This window comes from Gibbsiella quercinecans (assembly GCF_002291425.1).
GTDB lineage: Bacteria > Pseudomonadota > Gammaproteobacteria > Enterobacterales > Enterobacteriaceae > Gibbsiella > Gibbsiella quercinecans.
On sequence record NZ_CP014136.1, the window covers coordinates 1,239,760 to 1,260,145 of the forward strand.

General features: G+C 57.7%; 17 protein-coding genes and 6 tRNA genes. 16 read left to right on the forward strand and 7 right to left on the reverse strand.

Going from position 1 to position 20,386, the window contains the following annotated elements; genetic code table 11:
• Positions 1 to 23 precede the first annotated feature (23 nt).
• The 11 genes from nagC to ACN28Q_RS05745 all read left to right on the forward strand — a co-directional run bounded on the left by nagC (position 24) and on the right by ACN28Q_RS05745 (position 5,892).
• A complete protein-coding gene (gene nagC / locus ACN28Q_RS05695) occupies positions 24 to 1,244 on the forward strand; it encodes a DNA-binding transcriptional regulator NagC (protein WP_131928957.1) in 1,221 nt (406 codons plus the stop codon).
• 66 nt (positions 1,245 to 1,310) lie between these two features.
• Entirely contained in the window at positions 1,311 to 2,063 is a 753-nt protein-coding gene (locus tag ACN28Q_RS05700; protein WP_095845459.1) for an HAD-IIA family hydrolase, read from the forward strand.
• 442 nt (positions 2,064 to 2,505) lie between these two features.
• Positions 2,506 to 4,170 (forward strand): asparagine synthase B, encoded by a 1,665-nt coding sequence (asnB, locus tag ACN28Q_RS05705; protein WP_095845460.1) that lies wholly within the window; start codon positions 2,506 to 2,508, stop codon positions 4,168 to 4,170.
• A 217-nt stretch (positions 4,171 to 4,387) separates the two neighbouring features.
• Positions 4,388 to 4,464, forward strand: a tRNA-Met gene (locus tag ACN28Q_RS05710).
• 7 nt (positions 4,465 to 4,471) lie between these two features.
• A tRNA-Leu gene (locus tag ACN28Q_RS05715) sits at positions 4,472 to 4,556 on the forward strand.
• Positions 4,557 to 4,591: 35 nt separating this feature from the next.
• A tRNA-Gln gene (locus ACN28Q_RS05720) sits at positions 4,592 to 4,666 on the forward strand.
• 44 nt (positions 4,667 to 4,710) lie between these two features.
• Positions 4,711 to 4,785 (forward strand) — tRNA-Gln (locus ACN28Q_RS05725).
• 40 nt (positions 4,786 to 4,825) lie between these two features.
• Positions 4,826 to 4,902, forward strand: a tRNA-Met gene (locus ACN28Q_RS05730).
• A 5-nt stretch (positions 4,903 to 4,907) separates the two neighbouring features.
• Positions 4,908 to 4,982: transfer RNA gene (locus ACN28Q_RS05735), tRNA-Gln, on the forward strand.
• A gap of 247 nt (positions 4,983 to 5,229) precedes the next feature.
• Positions 5,230 to 5,532 (forward strand): type II toxin-antitoxin system HigB family toxin, encoded by a 303-nt coding sequence (locus ACN28Q_RS05740; RefSeq protein ID WP_095845462.1) that lies wholly within the window; start codon positions 5,230 to 5,232, stop codon positions 5,530 to 5,532.
• A gap of 3 nt (positions 5,533 to 5,535) precedes the next feature.
• Positions 5,536 to 5,892 (forward strand): helix-turn-helix domain-containing protein, encoded by a 357-nt coding sequence (locus ACN28Q_RS05745; RefSeq protein ID WP_095845463.1) that lies wholly within the window; start codon positions 5,536 to 5,538, stop codon positions 5,890 to 5,892.
• 193 nt (positions 5,893 to 6,085) lie between these two features.
• Here ACN28Q_RS05745 and araH read toward each other — a convergent pair whose 3' ends face one another.
• The 4 genes from araH to ubiF form a co-directional block, all read right to left on the reverse strand.
• A complete protein-coding gene (gene araH / locus ACN28Q_RS05750) occupies positions 6,086 to 7,069 on the reverse strand; it encodes an L-arabinose ABC transporter permease AraH (RefSeq protein ID WP_095845464.1) in 984 nt (327 codons plus the stop codon).
• Positions 7,070 to 7,088: 19 nt separating this feature from the next.
• Positions 7,089 to 8,612: an L-arabinose ABC transporter ATP-binding protein AraG gene (gene araG, locus ACN28Q_RS05755; protein ID WP_095845465.1), complete on the reverse strand. Its 1,524-nt coding sequence runs from the start codon at positions 8,610 to 8,612 to the stop codon at positions 7,089 to 7,091.
• Between the two features lie 121 nt (positions 8,613 to 8,733).
• The gene (locus ACN28Q_RS05760) at positions 8,734 to 9,717 is read right to left on the reverse strand and encodes an arabinose ABC transporter substrate-binding protein (RefSeq protein ID WP_095845466.1); all 984 of its coding nucleotides are present in this window, start codon (positions 9,715 to 9,717) and stop codon (positions 8,734 to 8,736) included.
• 516 nt (positions 9,718 to 10,233) lie between these two features.
• Positions 10,234 to 11,415, reverse strand: a complete 1,182-nt coding sequence (ubiF, locus tag ACN28Q_RS05765) for a 3-demethoxyubiquinol 3-hydroxylase (RefSeq protein WP_095845467.1) — start codon at positions 11,413 to 11,415, stop codon at positions 10,234 to 10,236.
• A 169-nt stretch (positions 11,416 to 11,584) separates the two neighbouring features.
• On the opposite strand from ubiF, the gene miaB reads away from it, so the two are divergent.
• Positions 11,585 to 13,009, forward strand: coding sequence for a tRNA (N6-isopentenyl adenosine(37)-C2)-methylthiotransferase MiaB (gene miaB / locus ACN28Q_RS05770; protein WP_095845468.1), 1,425 nt, complete (start codon positions 11,585 to 11,587; stop codon positions 13,007 to 13,009).
• Positions 13,010 to 13,125: 116 nt separating this feature from the next.
• On the forward strand, positions 13,126 to 13,461 hold the full coding sequence (locus tag ACN28Q_RS05775) for a zinc ribbon domain-containing protein YjdM (RefSeq protein ID WP_095845469.1): 336 nt from the start codon (positions 13,126 to 13,128) through the stop codon (positions 13,459 to 13,461).
• Between the two features lie 60 nt (positions 13,462 to 13,521).
• On the opposite strand, the gene araD is transcribed toward ACN28Q_RS05775, so the two are convergent.
• The 3 genes from araD to ACN28Q_RS05790 are packed head-to-tail and all read right to left on the reverse strand — an operon-like array spanning position 13,522 to position 17,452.
• Positions 13,522 to 14,217, reverse strand: coding sequence for an L-ribulose-5-phosphate 4-epimerase (gene araD, locus ACN28Q_RS05780; RefSeq protein ID WP_095845470.1), 696 nt, complete (start codon positions 14,215 to 14,217; stop codon positions 13,522 to 13,524).
• A 24-nt stretch (positions 14,218 to 14,241) separates the two neighbouring features.
• Complete coding sequence (gene araA, locus ACN28Q_RS05785; RefSeq protein ID WP_095845471.1) at positions 14,242 to 15,744, reverse strand: L-arabinose isomerase; 1,503 nt, start codon at positions 15,742 to 15,744, stop codon at positions 14,242 to 14,244.
• A 10-nt stretch (positions 15,745 to 15,754) separates the two neighbouring features.
• Entirely contained in the window at positions 15,755 to 17,452 is a 1,698-nt protein-coding gene (locus ACN28Q_RS05790; protein WP_095845472.1) for a ribulokinase, read from the reverse strand.
• 339 nt (positions 17,453 to 17,791) lie between these two features.
• Between ACN28Q_RS05790 and araC the strand changes: the two genes are divergently transcribed.
• The 3 genes from araC (at position 17,792) to ybeY (ending at position 20,365) form a co-directional block, all read left to right on the forward strand.
• Positions 17,792 to 18,637: an arabinose operon transcriptional regulator AraC gene (gene araC / locus ACN28Q_RS05795; protein ID WP_095848929.1), complete on the forward strand. Its 846-nt coding sequence runs from the start codon at positions 17,792 to 17,794 to the stop codon at positions 18,635 to 18,637.
• 202 nt (positions 18,638 to 18,839) lie between these two features.
• A complete protein-coding gene (locus ACN28Q_RS05800) occupies positions 18,840 to 19,895 on the forward strand; it encodes a PhoH family protein (RefSeq protein ID WP_095845474.1) in 1,056 nt (351 codons plus the stop codon).
• Positions 19,892 to 20,365: an rRNA maturation RNase YbeY gene (gene ybeY, locus ACN28Q_RS05805; protein WP_095845475.1), complete on the forward strand. Its 474-nt coding sequence runs from the start codon at positions 19,892 to 19,894 to the stop codon at positions 20,363 to 20,365. The genes ACN28Q_RS05800 and ybeY overlap by 4 nt, the downstream gene beginning before the upstream one ends.
• The last annotated feature ends 21 nt before the right edge of the window (positions 20,366 to 20,386 follow it).

Here is a 20,386-nt window from a genome sequence, read left to right on the forward strand (position 1 = left end):
AATGAACAGCGAGTAACATTTTGATGAGCACCGGTGGCCAGGCACAAATAGGTAATATTGATTTAGTTAAACAGCTCAACGGCGCCGCCGTTTACCGCCTGATCGACCAGCAAGGCCCGATCTCGCGTATTCAAATTGCCGAACTGAGCCAGCTTGCCCCCGCCAGCGTCACAAAAATTACTCGCCAGTTGCTGGAGCGCGGGCTGATCAAAGAAGTCGATCAGCAAGCCTCTACCGGCGGGCGCCGTGCGATCTCCATCGTAACGGAAACCCGCTATTTCCATACGATTGCCGTGCGGCTTGGCCGCTACGACGCCACAATTACCCTGTATGACATGAGCGGCAAATCGCTGGGCGAAGAGCACTATACGCTGCCCGAGCGGACGCAAGAGACGCTGGAACACGCGCTGTTTGCCGCCATCGCTCAATTTATTGAAAGCTACCAGCGCAAGCTGCGTGAACTGATCGCCATTGCCGTTATTTTGCCCGGCCTGGTAGATCCGGTGCAGGGCGTGGTGCGCTATATGCCGCATATCAGCGTGAATAACTGGGCGCTGGTGGATAACCTGCAGCAGCGCTTTAACGTCACCAGCTTTGTCGGCCACGATATCCGCAGCCTGGCGCTGGCAGAGCACTACTTTGGCGCCACGCGCGACTGCGAAGACTCCATCCTGGTGCGGCTGCACCGCGGCACCGGCGCCGGGATTATCGTCAACGGGCAGATCTTCCTCGGCACCAACGGCAACGTCGGCGAGATTGGCCATATCCAGATCGATCCCCTCGGCGAGCGCTGCCACTGTGGCAACTTCGGCTGCCTGGAAACCGTGGCCGCCAATGCCGCCATTGAACACCGGGTGCGCAACCTGCTGACGCAGGGCTACCCGAGCAAACTGACGCTGGACGACTGTAACATCAGCGCCATCTGCAAGGCTGCCAACCGCAGCGATCTGCTGGCCAGCGAAGTGATCGAACACGTCGGCCGCGATCTGGGCAAAGCCGTGGCGATCGCCATTAACCTGTTCAACCCGCAGAAAGTAGTGATCGCCGGCGAAATTACCGAAGCCGAGAAAGTGTTGCTGCCGGCCATTCAAAGCTGCGTGAATACCCAGGTGCTGAAAGACTTCCGCAAAAATCTGCCGATAGTCACCTCCGAACTCAACCATCAATCCGCCATTGGCGCTTTTGCGCTGGTTAAGCGGGCCATGCTCAACGGCGTGCTATTACAGCGGCTGCTGGAAAGCTGAGCCTTCGCGCGGCAAGGCATGTTATTTTCACGCCTTGCCCTGCTGCTATTATGAGAACCGTAAACAATGACCATAAAAAACGTTATCTGTGACATCGACGGCGTACTGATGCATGACAATACGGCCATCCCGGGCGCCGATCTGTTTTTAGCGCGCATCCAGGAACAAGGTATGCCGCTGGTTATTCTGACCAACTATCCTTCCCAGACCGCGCAGGATTTGGCAAACCGCTTTGCCGCTGCCGGGCTGGAAGTACCGGAAAGCGCGTTTTATACCTCCGCCATGGCCACCGCCGATTTCCTGCGCCGCCAGGAAGGTAAAAAGGCCTATGTGGTGGGGGAAGGCGCGCTGATCCACGAGCTGTACAAGGCCGGCTTTACCATTACCGATATCAACCCGGATTTCGTCATCGTTGGGGAAACCCGCTCCTATAACTGGGATATGATGCACAAGGCGGCCTATTTCGTGAATAACGGCGCCCGCTTTATCGCCACCAATCCGGATACCCACGGCCACGGTTTTGTTCCCGCCTGCGGCGCGCTGTGCGCCCCAATTGAAAAAATCACCGGCCGCGTGCCTTTCTACGTCGGCAAACCCAGCCCGTGGATTATCCGTGCCGCGCTCAATAAGATGCAGGCGCATTCGGAAGACACGGTGATCGTCGGCGATAACCTGCGCACCGATATTCTGGCGGGCTTCCAGGCCGGGCTGGAAACCGTGCTGGTGTTGTCCGGGGTTTCCACCCTCAACGATGTGGAAACCATGCCGTTCCGCCCGAGCTACATATTCCCATCCGTCAGCGATATCACCATCTTCTGATCCCCCGGCGGCCACGCCGCCAGGCAGATACGCCACGGCGGCCATGCGCCGCCTTAGCACACTCCCCGTTGCCCAAAGCTGCCTTTATGCCGCCCCGACGGCGCAAAACACCATTTCAGCAAACACCCGATTCACTTTGTATAAAAAAGACGCATCCGGATGAAAATTGAATATTCGCTAACTTTAGGCGTTTAAAAATGAAGATCCGTTAATTTTCCGCCCCCCGCCAACAACTATTTTTCCGGCCGGCGTTAAAACGCTTGCATCTACCGGCCCTTTTGACGCATTTTCATAAACACAACGCAGCTATACCGCCAGATACCCTGGCAAAGCCTGAATAATTCGAGTAGCAAGCCAACGCTTGTACAGCTTGAAATATGACGGGTAAAAAACGGCAATGCTGCTATAAATAACACCACGAAAAGTCGTTAGGAGAGTTTGTATGTGTTCTATTTTTGGCGCGCTTGATCTGAAATCCGATCCCACGGAACTGCGCAAAACAGCGCTGGAAATGTCGCGCCTGATGCGCCACCGCGGCCCAGACTGGTCTGGCGTATATGCCAGCGATAAAGCCATTCTTGCGCATGAACGCCTGTCCATCGTTGACGTTAACAACGGTGCGCAACCTTTATACAACGCCGCTCACACCCACGTGCTGGCGGTTAACGGTGAAATCTACAACCATCAGGCGCTGCGTCAGCAACTGAGCGAACGCTATGCGTTCCAAACCGGCTCCGACTGCGAAGTGATCCTCGCGCTGTATCAGGAAAAAGGCCCGGAATTCCTTGACGAACTGCAGGGCATGTTCGCTTTCGCCCTGTACGACAGTGAAAAAGACGCTTACCTGATCGGCCGTGATCACCTGGGCATTATCCCGCTGTACATGGGTTACGACGAAAACGGTACCCTGTATGTCGCTTCCGAAATGAAAGCGCTGGTGCCAATCTGCCGCACGATCAAAGAATTCCCGGCGGGCAGCTACCTGTGGAGCCAGGACGGTGAAATTCGCTCCTACTATCAGCGCGACTGGTTCGATTACGAAAACGTCAAAGACAACGTCACCGACGCCAACGAACTGCGTGATGCGCTGGAAGAGTCCGTGAAAAGCCACCTGATGTCCGACGTGCCATACGGCGTGTTGCTGTCGGGCGGTCTGGATTCATCGGTCATTTCCGCAATCACCAAAAAATATGCCGCGCGCCGCGTTGAAGATGCAGAGCGTAGCGAAGCCTGGTGGCCGCAGTTGCACTCCTTCGCCGTTGGGCTGGAAGGCTCACCGGATCTGCGCGCCGCGCAGGAAGTGGCCAACCATTTGGGCACCGTGCACCATGAGATTCACTTCACCGTGCAGGAAGGCCTGGATGCTATCCGCGATGTGATTTACCACATCGAAACCTACGATGTCACGACCATCCGCGCCTCAACGCCGATGTACCTGATGTCGCGTAAAATCAAGGCGATGGGCATCAAAATGGTGCTGTCGGGCGAAGGTTCGGACGAAGTGTTCGGCGGTTATCTGTATTTCCACAAGGCGCCAAACGCCAAGGAACTGCATGAAGAAACCGTGCGCAAACTGCAGGCGCTGCATATGTTCGACTGCGCCCGTGCCAACAAGGCCATGTCAGCCTGGGGCGTGGAAGCGCGCGTACCGTTCCTGGATAAAAAATTCCTCGACGTCGCAATGCGCATCAACCCGCAGGACAAAATGTGCGGCAACGGCAAAATGGAAAAACACATCCTGCGCGAGTGCTTTGAGTCTTATCTGCCGTCCAGCGTGGTTTGGCGCCAGAAAGAACAGTTCTCCGACGGCGTTGGCTACAGCTGGATTGATACGCTGAAAGAAGTGGCTGCGAAGCAAGTCACCGATCAACAGCTTGAAAACGCACATTTCCGTTTCCCGTACAACACGCCGACCTCGAAAGAAGGCTACCTGTACCGCGAAATTTTTGAAGAGCTGTTCCCGCTGCCAAGCGCGGCAGAATGTGTGCCTGGCGGCCCGTCAGTGGCCTGTTCTTCCGCCAAGGCGATTGAATGGGATGAGTCCTTCAAGAAAATGGACGATCCATCCGGCCGTGCGGTTGGCGTGCACCAGTCTGCCTACCAATAAGCGGGCTGGCAGTACCCACAAGGCGAACCTCCAGGTTCGCCTTTTTATTACACTTTTGCTCTGCAAACACTCTAATTGCTGTTTTTATCACCATACTGTTCACAAGCCAGACAAACGGCAGCGGCGGCGGCTTTTTCGGGAAAAAACTTGTTGACGCAAATCGGTCATATACGCATAATGCGCCCCGCAACGCTGATGAAGGCAGCGCGAAAAAGATGGCTACGTAGCTCAGCTGGTTAGAGCACATCACTCATAATGATGGGGTCACAGGTTCAAATCCCGTCGTAGCCACCATCTTTTTGCGGGAGTGGCGAAATTGGTAGACGCACCAGATTTAGGTTCTGGCGCCGCAAGGTGTGCGAGTTCAAGTCTCGCCTCCCGCACCACTCTCTTCATCGCTGGTTGTTGCATATTCTGCTGATGGGGTATCGCCAAGCGGTAAGGCACCGGTTTTTGATACCGGCATTCCCTGGTTCGAATCCAGGTACCCCAGCCATCTTTTCATGGAAAGGGGGTCAGCAGGAAGGTTTGCTAAGCTGATGGGGTATCGCCAAGCGGTAAGGCACCGGTTTTTGATACCGGCATTCCCTGGTTCGAATCCAGGTACCCCAGCCATCATAAACAGCTTGCAAATCAAAGAAGTACGAAGTACTATGGCTACGTAGCTCAGCTGGTTAGAGCACATCACTCATAATGATGGGGTCACAGGTTCAAATCCCGTCGTAGCCACCATCTTTTGGGGTATCGCCAAGCGGTAAGGCACCGGATTCTGATTCCGGCATTCCGAGGTTCGAATCCTCGTACCCCAGCCAATTTAGCTGATACGTCAGCGAGTAACGGAGCGATAGCCGAAAGGCTACGCTCCGTTTTCTTATGTGTGGCGACAAGTTTTTTTGCTGCAAAGAACCCCATTCCAGGAATACCTCTACCCTCTCCGCCTTCGCTTAAGATTGGCCTGTAAGCCGATCCTGGAAAGAGAGATATTCACCTCGACGACGACCAGTCCCAAATTGGGATATAATGCTTTACACAGTCCCGCCATGGGACTAGCATATCCCCATGAAGATAATCTCGGTGAAAACACTTAGGGACTTCTGGGCGGAGAACCCTGATACAGAGCAACCGCTAAAAGCTTGGGTGGACGAGGCGACAAAGGCCGATTGGAAAAACCCAGCAGAAATAAAGGAACAGTACCGTAGCGCTAGCATTCTGAAAAACAGGCGAGTGGTATTCAACATAAAAGGAAACAGCTACCGATTAATCGTGGCAATTGCTTATCAGCGGGGATGGATGTTCGTTAAGTTCATTGGCACTCACAAGCAATACGACACCATAGACGCTGAGACGGTTGAACTGGAGTAGATAATGAACATTAAACCAATCCGAACTGAGCAAGATTATCAAGCCGCCCTGCGGGCAGTTGAACCGATGTTCGACAATGAACCGGCACTGAACACGCCTGAAGGTGATTTTTTCGAGGTGATGTGCCTGCTTATTGAAGAATACGAGAAGAAGCACTATCCGATAGATCCACCGACGCCGATTGAGGCGATTAAATTTCGTATGGATCAGCAGGGATTGAGCGTGAAGGATTTGGAATCAGCCATCGGCAAACCGAACCGTGTTTACGAGATCCTGAACGGTACGCGCAACCTGACTCTGCCCATGATTCGTCGCCTGCATGCGCAGTTTGGCATCCCACTGGAAAGCCTGATAGCGTGATTCGTTGGGTTTTCAGCTTCACTGATTCCGAGGCTCAGCTCCTCGTACCCCAGCCAATTTAGCTGATACGTCAGCGAGTCACGGAGCGATAGCCGAAAGGCTACGCTCCGTTTTCTTATGGGCGACAGAAAGCGCTGGCCGGGCGGCCAGAGCCTTGCGCTGCGTGCTGAATTAGCTGTTTAATTCCGCCCTGTCAGATCGTTTTCTTCGCCAGCTGTTTGTAGCGGTCAAAAATCACCGCCGCCAGCAGAATCACCCCGCGCACCACATACTGCGCGAACGGGGAAATATTCAGCAAGTTCATGGCATTTTCCACCGTGCCCAAAATCAGCACCCCGGCGACGACATACGAGATTTTGCCAATCCCGCCTTTTAGCGAAACCCCGCCCAGCACGCAGGCGGAAATCACGATCAGTTCATAGCCCAGCGAGGTCATCGGCTGGCCGCTGGTCATACGCGAAGCCAGAATGATGCCGGCCGCGGCCGAGACCAGGCCCGACAAGGCGAAAATAATGATGCGGGTACGCACGACCGGCACGCCCGCCAAACGGGCCGCTTCCTCGTTGCCGCCGATAGCCAGCGTATTGCGCCCGAAGGTGGTTTTATTCAGCAGCAGGCCGAACAGAATCAGGCACGCGACGGTGATCCAAATCGGCGCCGGCAACCCCAGCCAGTTAGCGTAGCCCAGCGCAAAAAAACGCTCATCTTCGATCCCCACCGCCTTACCATCAGAAATGATATAAGCCAGGCCACGGGCGATTTGCATCGTGGCCAGGGTGGTGATCAGGGCATTGATTTTCAGACGGGCGATCACGAAGCCGTTAATCAGCCCGAACCCCATCCCCAGCAGCAGCCCGGCACCGACGCCGAGCCACAGGCTTTCGCTCATATTAATCACCACCGCCGTGGTGACGCCGGCGCAGGCAATAATCGAGGCCACCGACAGATCGAAATCGCCGGAGGCCAGGCAAAACAGCATGCCGCAGGCCACCATGCCCGACATGGAGATCGCCAGCCCCAGCCCCTTCATATTAATAAAGCTGGAAAAGTTCGGCACAAACAGCGCGCAAGCCAAGAACAGCACGGCAAACACCACCAGCATGCCGTAATTATCCCAGATACGGGAAAGCCCTATGTGCCGTTTTGGTTTTTCAGGCGTTGTGGTAACAGTTGACATGTTCAGTGCTCCTTCGCAATCAGGCTACCGCGGACGCAATATCCGGGGTGCGTAACATTGCCAGACTCAGCGCTTTCTGCTCAGTGGCCTCATCGTGCTGTAACTCGCCGGAAATCATGCCCTCGCGCATGACGATAATGCGGTCGGCCAGTCCGAGCACTTCGGGTAAATCGCTTGACGCAAACAGCACGGCAATGCCCTGCTTCGCCAACTGATAAATGACGTGATAGATTTCATGCCGTGCGCCGACGTCTATGCCGCGCGTCGGCTCGTCCAGCAAAATGACCTTCATCTCTTCCGACAGCCAGCGCCCCAGGATCACCTTCTGCTGGTTTCCTCCCGACAGGTTCATGATGAGCTGGGCGGCCGACGGCGTTTTTATATTCAACGCCTGGATGCGTTTTTCCGCGTTTTCCGCCTCCCACGGGTTATTAATCACAAAGCCGGCCTTCAGGTTCCTGCGCCGCGCGCTGATATTGATGTTCTCGCGCACCGAGTGCACGGCGATAATGCCTTCGGCCTTACGATCTTCCGGGCACAACATCACCCCCTGGCGGATCGCATCGGCGGGCGAGCGGAGCGTCAGCTTTTTGCCGTCCAGCAGCACCTCGCCTGCGGTAATGTGGGTCGCGCCGAACAGGCCTTTCATCAGTTCGCTGCGCCCCGCCCCCACTAGCCCAAACAGCCCGACGATTTCCCCTGCTTGCACGCTAAAGGAAATCGGTGCTTTGACGCCGGGCGCTTTAACCGCGTTTAACGTCAGGCGCGCGGCACCGAGCGGCCGCGGCTGGTAGCCGAAGATGTCGCCCAGTTGGCGCCCAACCATCGCCTGCACCAGTTTTTCATGATTAACCTGCTGCATATCGTCAAACGTCCGCACATAGCGCCCGTCCTTGAAGACGGTGATGGCGTCGCTCAGCGCGAAAATCTCCTCCATGCGGTGCGACACATACAAAATGACCCGCCCTTCGCTGCGCAGTTCGCGGATAACCCGAAACAGCTGTTCGATCTCCCGCGCCGACAGCGAACTGGTCGGTTCGTCAAACGCGATGATTTTGGCGTTGCGCGCCAGCGCCTTGGCGATTTCGACCATTTGCCACTGGCCGATAGACAGGTATTTCAGCGGAGTGTCCGGATCGATATCCAGCCCGAGATGCTCCAGTTGCAGTTTCGCTTCATAACGCAGCAGCGAATAATTCACCAGCCCGGCTTTATGCGGCAACTGGCCGAGGTAAATATTCTCGGCGACCGTCATTTCCGGCACCAAATGCAGCTCCTGATAAATAATGGCCACGCCGGCATTCAGGGCGTCGGTGGTATTGTTGAAACGCACCGCCTGCCCGTTAATGCGGATTTCCCCTTGGGTGGGCGTATAGTTGCCGCTCAGAATCTTCAATAGCGTGGATTTTCCGGCCCCGTTCTCGCCCATCAGCGCATGGATCTGGCCGGCATGGCAGGCAAAGCTGATGTCATCCAGCGCCTTAACGCCCGGAAACACCTTGCCTATCCCGTGGAACGACAAATAAGGTGACTGTGCTGTCATCGCGATTTCCTCGTAACGTCATGCCCGCTGTGGCCGGGCGATCACACCATGGCGAATGGCGCGTCCTCCTGGCCGCGCCTGGTCGTAGCCGCGCTTTATCTGCGCGCGGCGCCTTTGACACTTACATCAGCCCTTTTTTCTTCAGTTCAGTTTTAAAGTTATCGCGCGTAATCAGCACCACATCGGTGACTTCGGTAAACTTCGGCGGCTCAACGCCGTTGGCGATCCAGTCGTGCAGCATCTGGATGCTCTTGTAGCCATGAATATCCGGGCTGGGCAGCAGCGAGCCGTAGAAACCGGTCGCCTGCCCCTTCGACAGTTCGCTGACGGCATCCACGCCGTTGATGCCGATGCCGATGACATTTTCCGCTTTGAACCCCTGCCCCTCCGTCGCCCGAACCCCACCGAGCACCGTGTTGTCATTCATGCCGACAATCAGCCAGTTTTTCACGTTCGGGTGCTGCACCAGCATTGAGTTGGCCGCATCAAACGCGCCGGGGATATCGTTGGATTTCGTCGGCACCTGATAGATTTGTTTTTCCGGGAAGCCGGCCGCTTTCAGCGCATCCATTGAGCCGCTGGTGCGGCGGCGCGCGGTATCCAGTTCATTAGCGGTAATCGCCATCACCGCCGTGTCTTCCACTTGCCAGCCGCGTTTATGCATCTCCTTCCACAGCTCCTGGCCCTGGCGCTCGCCAATTTTTGTTGCCGCCATCATCACCAGCGGAACGGTTTCCATCGGCTGCCCTTTGGCGTTGACGAACTGATCGTCGACGGCGATCACTTTCAGGTCATAACTGCGGGCTTTCGCCGCAATAGCCGGCCCCAGTTTGGGATCCGGCGTACAAATCACAAAGCCTTTCGCGCCGCTGGCTGCCAGGCTATCGATGGCGTTAAGCGTTTTCTCGCCATCCGGTACCGCAATTTTGATCACATCAAAACCGAGATCTTTCCCGGCCTGATCGGCAAACTTCCATTCCGTCTGGAACCACGGTTCTTCCGGCTGTTTAACTAAAAAACCCAGCCTCATGTTCGCAGCCATAGCCGAATGTGACATAACTGCGGCCAGGCCAAGCACGGCCATCGTCTTAATGAATTTATGCATGATGTTCTCCGGTCGTTTTTTCGTCACTTGCGCCGCCATTGGCTTAATGCGTGTAAACGTTATCAATAGGGTACTTCCGGTCTGGATGGCGTAAAAACACCGGCTTAGTGCGAAACGCTTCCCCAGAGAGAGACAGACGATTTACTTTTTAGCCGTTAATGCCCGGCAGAATATAGAGCGCTATCACATACGGGAAGAACAGCAGGATTGTTCATACATTCAGCGAATTTAGCCAGCCGTTAACATTTTGACTACCGTCACAAAACAGCGGTAGGCAGCAGAAAAGTACATGCATCCAACCTTTCGTTCCCTGCCCGCCGGTGCGGGCCACGGGGAGGAAAGCTGTATGGATGAATCACCCGCTGGCGGGTTCGAGGGAAGGAAAGCGGTAGCCTGGCAGGCGGCAAAAGGGGCGCCGCAGCCCTGGGGCACGGTTTACGGCTCTGCCACGCCTGGCACTGGGTGGGCCGGAATTACGCCGCCCACGCTCACCGGCGGGCGGCACATTGACATTGATTACAAGCCCAGGGCATATTTGAGGGCCTGCTCTTTCAGCTTGCCGCCACGTTCGGCGGCCATCAGCGCCAGATTGCGCAGCACGCCCAGCGGCGCCAGGTTGTTGCTGAACGCGGTGTAGAACAGATCCATGCCGCTTTGCATCAGCAGGTTGTCGGTGCGGCGCCGGCGCTGGTAGCGGGCCAGAACCGAAGCTGCCGCCCAATCTTCGCCGTTTTCACGCGCGCGGTTCACCACATCCAGCAGCGCTTCTACGTCGCGATAGCCCAGATTCACGCCCTGGCCGGCCAGGGGGTTGATGGTATGCGCCGCATCGCCAATCAGCGCCAGCCCCGGCAGGACATAGCGCTGCGCATGGCGGCGCACCAAAGGGAAAGCCCCGACGGCATGTGCTTTCACCGCGCCCAGCCGCGCAGGGAATGCTGCGGTGATTTCGCGTTCAAGCTGCGCCATCGGCAGCGCCTGCAGTTGGCGAATGCGCTGCGGGCTGTCGTACCACACCAGCGAAGCCCAGTCATCGAACAGCGGCAAAAACGCGCGCGGCCCGGAGGGGAAGAACCGTTGCCAGGTGACATCCTGCTGCGGCGCCCCGGTGCGCACCGTGATCAACATGCAATCCTGGCGGTATTGCCAACCGCTGGTGCCGATCGCCGCCAGTTTTCGCACCTGCGAATGCGCGCCATCAGCGCCGATGACCAGACGGGCCAGCAACACCTCACCGTTGTCCAGCGCCACCCGCCACTGATCGCCGTCACGCTGCAGCGCGCTTAGCCTGGCGGGGCAACACAACGTGATGGCATCGCAGCGCTCAATTTGCTGCCACAGCGCCAACTGCAGCACCCGGTTCTCAACCATAAAACCCAATTCAGGCAACCCGAGCGACGCCGCATCAAACGCCACGCGCGCAGAATCCCACTCCCAGGTTTCCAGGCGCCGATACGGGGCAGAGCGCATCTGTTCCACCGCCGGCCATGCCCCCAGTTGCCGTAGCAACGCCACCGACGTGCAACCAATGGCGGAAATGCGCAGATCCGGCGGGCTGGCAAGATCAAACGCCACAGGCCGTTGGTGCTCCAACAGCGCAACCTGGAACCCGGCCTGCGCCAACCCCAGAGCCGCGGCCGCCCCGACCATCCCGCCGCCCACCACCACGGCGTCCATCCGTTTTTCTGTCATCTTCATTTTGGCTATGCTTGTTGGAATCTTTGCCCCAGTGTACCGGATTTTTCATCCCGCATCAGGCTACGGGCCATGTTTCCCAGGCTGGTCACCAAGCCGGCAAATGTTTACAATAGGCGCCCAGCATGTCGCTTAACGCAACTTTCACTCCGCACTGAGTAATGGCAAGTTAATGACAAAGAAACTACATATCAAAACCTGGGGCTGCCAGATGAACGAATACGATTCATCAAAAATGGCCGATCTCCTGGGGAGTACGCACGGTTATCAGTGGACCGACAACCCTGAAGAAGCAGATGTGTTGCTGCTTAATACCTGCTCGATCCGTGAAAAAGCGCAGGAAAAGGTCTTCGGAATGTTAGGCCGTTGGAAGCAGTTTAAAGAGAACAAACCGGATCTGATTATCGGCGTTGGCGGCTGCGTGGCTTCACAAGAAGGCGAACATATCCGCCAGCGCGCGCCGTGCGTTGACATCATTTTTGGCCCGCAGACTTTGCACCGCCTGCCGGAAATGATTAATCACGTGCAGGGTACCCGCAGCCCGATCGTTGATATCAGCTTCCCGGAAATCGAGAAGTTTGATCGCCTGCCGGAACCACGCGCAGAAGGCCCCACCGCCTTTGTTTCCATTATGGAAGGCTGCAACAAATACTGCACTTTCTGCGTGGTGCCTTACACCCGCGGTGAAGAAGTCAGCCGCCCGATTGACGATATTCTGTTTGAAATCGCCCAGTTGGCCGCTCAGGGCGTGCGTGAAGTCAACCTGCTGGGCCAGAACGTGAATGCCTATCGCGGCGCGACCTATGACGGCGGCATCTGCTCGTTTGCCGAGCTGCTGCGCCTGGTGGCGGCGATCGACGGTATCGATCGCATCCGCTTCACCACCAGCCATCCGATTGAATTCACCGATGACATCATCAAAGTGTATGAAGACACGCCGGAGTTGGTCAGTTTCCTGCACCTGCCGGTGCAAAGCGGTTCCGACCGTATCCTGACGATGATGAAACGCGCGCATACCGCGTTGGAATATAAATCGATCATCCGCAAGCTGCGTAAAGCGCGCCCCAATATCCAGTTGAGCTCTGACTTTATCATCGGCTTCCCGGGGGAAACCCAGGCCGATTTCGAGCAGACCATGAACCTGATTGCCGAAGTTAACTTCGACAACAGCTTCAGCTTTATTTATTCCCCGCGCCCCGGCACCCCGGCGGCAGACATGGTGGATGACGTCAGCGAAGAAGAGAAAAAGCAGCGCCTGTATATTCTGCAAGAGCGCATTCAACAGCAGGCCATGCAGTTCAGCCGCCGCACGCTGGGCACCGTTCAACGCATTCTGGTGGAACGCCCTTCCCGCAAAAACGTGATGGAGCTTGCCGGGCGCACCGAATGCAACCGGGTAGTGAACTTCGAAGGCACGCCGGATATGATCGGCCAGTTTGTCGATGTTGAAATTACCGATGTGTACCCCAACTCGCTGCGCGGCGAGGTAGTACGCACCGAGCAGCAGATGGAACTGCGCGTACATGAATCCCCGCAGGCGGTGATTGCCCGCACGCGCAAAGAAAATGAGCTGGGTGTCGGCACCTATCAACCCTAATGCCGCGTTACGTATCACAATAAACCGCGTTTTTTTGCGTTCTTATTTCGTTTTGCTGCCGGGCAGTAATGCCCGGTAATTTTCTTTTTTTATTTGATTAATGAGGCAACATAACAATGCAACTCCCACACTGCCCTAAGTGCAACTCCGAATACACCTATCAGGACGGTGAACTGTATATCTGCCCTGAATGCGCCCACGAATGGAACGACCAGGCGGCGGAACAGGATGACGATGCGCTGATCGTCAAGGATGCCAACGGCAACCTGCTGGCCGACGGCGACGCGGTTACGGTGATCAAAGATCTGAAGGTGAAGGGCAGTTCTTCCATGCTGAAAATTGGCACCAAGGTAAAAAATATCCGTCTGGTGGAAGGCGATCATAACATCGACTGCAAAATCGACGGTTTTGGCCCGATGAAGCTGAAATCCGAATTTGTGAAAAAGAACTGATCCTTCCCCTCAATGCGGTAAGGCGGCCCGCCCTACCGCGTTTTCCCCAACGGTGACAAGCTACTGGCCGTAATAGGCCCGCTCGCCGTGCTTGCGCAGATAGTGTTTATCCAGCAAGGTTTGCTGCATGCCCGGCAGATGGGGCGCCAGTTGGCGGCACATGATGCCCATATAGGCCACCTCCTCCAGTACAATCGCATTATGAACGGCATCCTGCGGATCGTTGCCCCAGGCGAACGGCCCGTGCGAATGCACCAGCACGCCCGGCATCTGCGCCGGCGTGATGCCGCGCTCGCGGAAGGTTTCCACAATCACCGCGCCGGTTTGCCACTCGTAATCGGCGTTGATCTCCGCATCGGTCATTTTGCGCGTACAGGGAATGTCGCCGTAAAAGTAGTCGGCATGGGTCGTGCCGGTTGCCGGGATCGGCAGCCCCGCCTGTGCCCAGATGGTGGCATGGCGCGAATGCGTATGCACGATGCCGCCAATCTGCGGGAAACGCTGGTACAGCAAGCGGTGGGTCGGCGTATCGGAAGAGGGCTTTTTGCTCCCTTCCAGCACCTCGCCGGTGGCCAGACTGACCACCACCATGTCGTCTGCCGTCATCAGGTCGTAGTCGACGCCCGAAGGTTTGATAATCACCGCGCCGCGCTGGCGATCCACCGCGCTGACGTTGCCCCAGGTCAGGGTTACCAACCTGTGTGCCGGCAGCGCCAGATTCGCCGCCAGCACCTGTCGTTTTAATTCACTAAACATAGGCGTTCTCCAAACAGTGTCAGCCTAGCGTTTACCGCCGTAATACACCGCGTTCCAGCGCAACGCGTCTTTAAAGGCCGGCAGCCGGGTATCGTTATCAATGACCGTCAGTTCGATATCATGCAGTTCGGAAAACAGGCGCAGGTCGTCCAGCGTCAGCGCCTGGCTGAAGACGGTGTGATGCGCGCCGCCGGCGATAATCCACGCTTCGGCGGCGGTGTGCAGATCCGGCAGGGCCTTCCACAGCGCGTTCGCCACCGGCAGCTTCGGCAGCGGGTGCGGCGTATCCAACGCTTCTACGGCGTTGACCAGCAAACGGAAACGGTCGCCCAAATCGATCAGGCTGGCGTTGATGGCCGGCCCGCTGCGGGTCGAGAAAATCAGCCGCGCCGGATCCGCTTTGCCGCCGATGCCAAGGAACTGCACGTTCAGAATCGGCTGTTCCTCGGTGGCGATAGACGGGCAAACCTCCAGCATATGGGAGCCGAGCACCAGATCGTTGCCGGCCTCAAAGTGATAGGTGTAATCCTCCATAAACGACGTGCCGCCCGGCAGCCCTGACGACATCACCTTCATGATGCGCAGCAGCGCCGCAGTCTTCCAGTCGCCCTCGCCCGCAAAGCCGTAGCCCTGCTGCATCAGCCGTTGTACCGCCAGCCCCGGCAGCTGTTTCAGGCCATACAGATTCTCAAAGGTGGTGGTGAAGGCGTGGAACCCGCCTTCTTCCAGGAAGCGTTTGATGCCCAGTTCAATGCGCGCCGCATCAATCACGTTCTGCCGTTTTTCGCCGTGAACCTGCGCCGCCGGCGTCAGGCGATAGGATGACTCATACTCATCCACCAGCGCGTTGACATCGCCGGTGCTAACGGCATCGACCACTTCCGCCAGATCGCCCAGCCCATAGCCGTTGACCGAAAAGCCGAACGTGATCTGCGCCGCCACCTTGTCGCCTTCGGTAACCGCCACTTCACGCATGTTGTCGCCGAAACGCGCCACTTTCAGCTGGCGGGTATCCTGCTTCGATACTGCCTGGCGCATCCAGGCGCCAATCCGCATACGGCTTTGCAGATCTTGCCAGTGGCCGGTAACCACGCTGTGCGTCTGGCGCATACGGGCGCCGATGAAGCCGAACTCGCGGCCGCCGTGCGCGGTCTGGTTCAGGTTCATGAAGTCCATATCGATGCTGCTCCAAGGGATCTGGGCATTGAACTGGGTGTGAAACTGCAACAATGGCTTGGTCAAAATGCTCAGGCCGTTGATCCACATTTTGGCCGGCGAAAAGGTATGCAGCCACACCACCAGCCCGGCGCAGCGCTCGGCATAATTGGCTTCGCGGCAGATCGCCGTGATCTCGTCCGGGCTGGTGCCCAACGGTTTAAGCACCAGTTTGCAAGGCAGGTTTCCTTCGGCATTAAGCGCATTCACCACCTGTTCCGCGTGTTGAGTCACCTGGCGCAGCGCTTGCTCGCCGTAGAGTTTCTGGCTGCCAATCACAAACCACACTTCGTATTGGGAAAAAATAGTCATCGTCGTGTCCTTAGTGGATCGGAGCTGCCGGTGCACCGGACGGCGCGGCAGAGGGGAGATAAAGCGGTTCCGCGTGGGCGGCCCACTGCTGATAGCGGTGGTAAAGCGCATCGAAACGCGCCGCGCGTGCAGGCGCCGGTTGCAACGTGGTCGCTATCTGGCTGGCCATCGCCTGCTGCGCGGCGGCAATATCCGGGTGTTGCCGCGCCGCGACGGCGGCAAAAATCGCCGCCCCCAGCGCACAGCATTGGTCGGAGGCCACAATCTGTAATGGCCGGTTAAGCACGTCGCAGCACACCTGCATGATGGCCGGCGATTTGCGCGCGATGCCGCCCAGCGCCATCACCGCATTCACCGCAATGCCCTGCTGGGTAAAACACTCCATGATGGCGCGCGCGCCGAAGGCGGTGGCGGCGATCAAACTGCCGAACAGCGCCGGCGCGTCGGTCGCCAGATTGAGATCGCTAATCACCCCTTTTAGCCGCTGGTTGGCGTTCGGCGTGCGGCGGCCATTAAACCAGTCCAGCACCACCGGCAAATGCTCCAGCGACGGGTTGCTGGCCCAGGCTTCGGTCAGCGCGGGCAAAAGCTGTTGTTTACTGCGCTGGAGCGGTTCGCGCAGTTCGGGATGCGCCAGCGCCAACTGATCGAGCGGCCAGCCGAGTAAACGGCCGAACCAGGCGTAGATATCGCCGAAGGCCGACTGCCCGGCTTCCAGCCCGATAAAACCCGGCACTACGCTGCCATCCACCTGGCCGCAAATCCCCTTCACCGCGTGGCTCCCCACCGTGGTTTTATCGGCGATCAGAATGTCGCAGGTCGAGGTGCCGATCACTTTCACCAGCGTATTCGGCGCCGCCCCGGCGCCTACGGCGCCCATGTGGCAGTCAAACGCCCCGCCGGCAATCACCACGCTTTGCGGCAACCCCAGACGACGCGCCCATTCGGCCGACAGCCGCCCGACCGGGCGCTCCGCTGTCCAGGTCGTGGTAAACAGCGGGTAGGCCAAATGCCGATTGATCAGCGGATCGAGGCTATCGAAGAACTCGGCCGGCGGCAGGCCGCCCCAGCTTTCATGCCACAGTGACTTATGCCCGGCGCTACAGCGGCCCCGGCGGATGTCCTGGGGCCGGGTGGTGCCGGACAGCAGCGCCGGCACCCAGTCACACAGCTCAATCCACGACGCCGCCGCCTGCGCGACGGCGGCATCCACGCGGGTCACGTGCAGGATCTTGGCCCAAAACCACTCGCTGGAATAAATACCGCCGATATAGCGCGAATAATCCGTCCGGCCCGGCTGATGGCAAAGCTGGGTAATGGCTTCCGCTTCCTCCACCGCCGTATGGTCCTTCCACAGCACGAACATGGCATTGGGGTTGTCGGCAAATTCAGGGCGCAGCGCCAGCACATCGCCAGCGGCGTCGATCGGCGCGGGCGTAGAGCCGGTGCTATCTACGCCGATACCGCAGACGGCGGCGCGCTGCGTCTCATCCAGCTCGGCCAGCACGGCAATTAACGCCTCCTCCATGGCCTCAATGTAATCCCGTGGATGATGGCGGAACTGATTATTGGCGGCATCGCAATAGCGGCCTTCTCGCCAACGCGGATACCAGGCCACCCGAGTGGCCAGTTCCGTACCCCGTGCACAGTCAACCGCCAACGCACGAACGGAATCACTGCCGAAATCCAGACCCAGCACTATCGCCATTTTTGCACTCCCCGAGTGAATCAGATGTGCATAGACAATAGGGGCCGGCCGGGCAGAAGCGTCAGGCGGTATGCGCTGAAAACATGGATAAAACGGCTATGCCAGCGGAAATTGTGAAGCAGCGCAAACTCTTGATGCGGATATCCCGGCTCACAGGCCGCAAGCGGCTATGCTCATCACTGACGCAGGCAGAGCCTGCCATTACGGTAATTCCGGCGCGCCCGCTGGCTGAAGCGCGTGCTGGCCACGCGTTCGCTTTTAGCCGGGTTCCAGCCCACCATGGCCGCCCTGGCGCATGGACAATCAGTTTCTTTCTGCTCCTGGAGAACCCGCCTTATGATGAATGAGAAACAAAACGATCCTCTGCTGCCGGGCTACTCTTTCAACGCACATCTGGTGGCCGGGCTGACGCCGATCGAAGCCGAAGGGCCGCTGGATTTTTTCATCGACCGCCCGCAGGGCATGAAAGGCTATATCCTCAACCTGACGGTACGCGGGGAAGGCATGATCAATAACCGGGGCAGCCACTACCTGTGCCGCCCGGGGGATATACTGCTGTTCCCGCCCGGCGAGATCCATCACTACGGGCGCGCGCCGCGAAGTGAAAGCTGGCATCATCAGTGGGTCTACTTTCGGCCACGCGCTTACTGGCAGGAGTGGCTGAACTGGCCGGTGCTTTTTGCCCGCACCGGCTTCTTCCGCCCGGACGAAACGCAGCAGGGCCGCTTTGCACAGCTGTTTCAGCAGATGATCGACGCAGGGCGCGATGCCGGGCATTACTCGGAGCTGTTGGCTATCAACCTGCTGGAGCAACTGCTGCTGCGGCGCATGGAGGTTATCAACGCGTCGTTGAAACCGCCGCTGGACAGCCGGGTGAGCGACGCTTGCCACTTTATCAGCGATCATCTGGCCGACCGCAGCGTCAATATCGCCAGCGTCGCGCAGCACGTTTGTCTCTCGCCTTCCCGTCTTTCGCATCTGTTCCGCCAGCAGCTTGGCGTCAGCGTGCTGACCTGGCGCGAAGATCAGCGCATCAATCAGGCCAAATTGCTGCTCAGCACCACCTGCATGCCCATCGCCAGCGTCGGCAATATCGTCGGTTATGAAGATCAGTTCTATTTTTCGCGCGTGTTCAGAAAATACACCGGCGTCAGCCCCAGCCAGTTCCGCACCGGCTACGCCTAAACACTTGCCGTTCAGCGCGAGCTTTTCCCCTGCAATCCGCACCTGTTGAGCAGTTTTTATTAACAACAGCAGTGGTAAACTTGCGCCGATGCCCGACAGCATGAATAATTCAAGGTAAGCCATCAGGGTTCGCCCTGTCCGCGCGCGTCCCGTGACGCGCTACGTGCTATCAACCAGGCCCTATGTGACCTAGAGGAATAGTTTGAACGTCGCAACACAAGAAATCCTGCTAGAGCCCGCAGACAACAAACGCCTGCTCAGTCTGTGCGGCCCGTTTGATGACAACATCAAACAACTCGAGCGCCGGTTGGGGATCGAAATCAACCGCCGCGACAACCGCTTTAAGCTGGTGGGCAAGAACCTGTGCGTGAACGCCGCCGCTGATATTCTGCGCCATCTGTATGTGGATACCGCCCCGATCCGCGGCGTGATCCCCGATATCGAGCCGGAACACATCCATCTGGCCATTAAAGAGAGCCGGGTGCTGGAGCAGGTGGCCGACAGCGTGCCGGAATACGGCAAAGCGGTTAACATCAAAACCAAACGCGGCCTGGTCAAACCCCGCACGCCAAATCAGGCCCAGTACATCGCCCATATTCTGGATCATGACATCACCTTCGGCATTGGCCCGGCGGGCACCGGGAAAACCTATCTGGCGGTCGCGGCCGCGGTAGATGCCCTGGAGCGCCAGGAAATCCGCCGTATCCTGCTGACCCGCCCGGCGGTGGAAGCCGGTGAGAAGCTGGGCTTCCTACCTGGGGATCTCAGCCAGAAGGTCGATCCTTACCTGCGGCCGCTGTATGACGCCCTGTTCGAAATGCTGGGCTTTGAGCGCGTTGAAAAACTGATTGAACGCAACGTGATTGAAGTCGCGCCGCTGGCCTATATGCGTGGCCGCACGCTGAATGATGCCTTTATCATTCTTGATGAAAGCCAGAACACCACCATCGAACAGATGAAGATGTTCCTGACGCGCATCGGCTTTAACTCCAAGGCGGTGATTACCGGCGACGTTACGCAGATCGACCTGCCGCGCAACCAGAAATCCGGCCTGCGCCACGCGGTGGAAGTATTGTCGGAAGTGGAAGAGATCAGCTTCAACTTCTTCCATAGCGAAGACGTGGTGCGCCACCCGGTGGTCGCGCGCGTGGTTATCGCTTATGAAGCCTGGGAAGCAGCGGAGCAAAAACGCAAAGAGGCGGTTGCCGAGCAGCGCAAACGCGAAGCCCAGTTGGCTTCCAGCCAGGAGGCGCCATGAGCCAGGTTATTCTGGACTTGCAGGTCGCTTGCGAAGACAGCGGCGGCCTGCCGGACGAGGCCACCTTCCAGCGCTGGCTGGAGGGGGTGCTGCCGCAGTTCCTGGAAGAGGCTGAGGTGACCATTCGCCTGGTGGATGTGGCCGAAAGCCACAACCTGAACCTGACCTACCGCGGGAAAGACAAGCCGACCAATGTGCTGTCATTCCCGTTCGAAGCGCCGCCGGGCATTGAGTTGCCGCTGCTGGGCGATCTGATCATCTGCCGGCAGGTGGTTGAACAGGAAGCCGCAGAGCAGAACAAAGCGCTGGAAGCCCACTGGGCGCATATGGTTGTCCACGGCAGCCTTCATCTGCTAGGGTATGACCACATCGAAGACGATGAAGCCGAAGAAATGGAGTCTTTGGAAACCGAGATCATGCAGGCCATGGGCTACCCAGACCCGTATCTCGCGGAAAAAGACCCCGCTTAACGCCGGCCGTTTGCCCCGCAC

Bases quoted from the DNA above. Each gene is read 5' to 3' on its own strand.
- ubiF (WP_095845467.1), bottom strand. From the start codon at position 11,415: ATGAAGATGACAGAAAAACGGATGGACGCCGTGGTGGTGGGCGGCGGG.
- araG (WP_095845465.1), bottom strand. From the start codon at position 8,612: ATGACAGCACAGTCACCTTATTTGTCGTTCCACGGGATAGGCAAGGTG.
- miaB (WP_095845468.1), top strand. From the start codon at position 11,585: ATGACAAAGAAACTACATATCAAAACCTGGGGCTGCCAGATGAACGAA.
- ACN28Q_RS05775 (WP_095845469.1), top strand. From the start codon at position 13,126: ATGCAACTCCCACACTGCCCTAAGTGCAACTCCGAATACACCTATCAG.
- ACN28Q_RS05790 (WP_095845472.1), bottom strand. From the start codon at position 17,452: ATGGCGATAGTGCTGGGTCTGGATTTCGGCAGTGATTCCGTTCGTGCG.
- ACN28Q_RS05745 (WP_095845463.1), top strand. From the start codon at position 5,536: ATGAACATTAAACCAATCCGAACTGAGCAAGATTATCAAGCCGCCCTG.
- ACN28Q_RS05760 (WP_095845466.1), bottom strand. From the start codon at position 9,717: ATGCATAAATTCATTAAGACGATGGCCGTGCTTGGCCTGGCCGCAGTT.
- araD (WP_095845470.1), bottom strand. From the start codon at position 14,217: ATGTTTAGTGAATTAAAACGACAGGTGCTGGCGGCGAATCTGGCGCTG.
- nagC (WP_131928957.1), top strand. From the start codon at position 24: ATGAGCACCGGTGGCCAGGCACAAATAGGTAATATTGATTTAGTTAAA.
- ybeY (WP_095845475.1), top strand. From the start codon at position 19,892: ATGAGCCAGGTTATTCTGGACTTGCAGGTCGCTTGCGAAGACAGCGGC.
- asnB (WP_095845460.1), top strand. From the start codon at position 2,506: ATGTGTTCTATTTTTGGCGCGCTTGATCTGAAATCCGATCCCACGGAA.
- ACN28Q_RS05740 (WP_095845462.1), top strand. From the start codon at position 5,230: ATGAAGATAATCTCGGTGAAAACACTTAGGGACTTCTGGGCGGAGAAC.
- araH (WP_095845464.1), bottom strand. From the start codon at position 7,069: ATGTCAACTGTTACCACAACGCCTGAAAAACCAAAACGGCACATAGGG.
- araA (WP_095845471.1), bottom strand. From the start codon at position 15,744: ATGACTATTTTTTCCCAATACGAAGTGTGGTTTGTGATTGGCAGCCAG.
- ACN28Q_RS05700 (WP_095845459.1), top strand. From the start codon at position 1,311: ATGACCATAAAAAACGTTATCTGTGACATCGACGGCGTACTGATGCAT.
- araC (WP_095848929.1), top strand. From the start codon at position 17,792: ATGAATGAGAAACAAAACGATCCTCTGCTGCCGGGCTACTCTTTCAAC.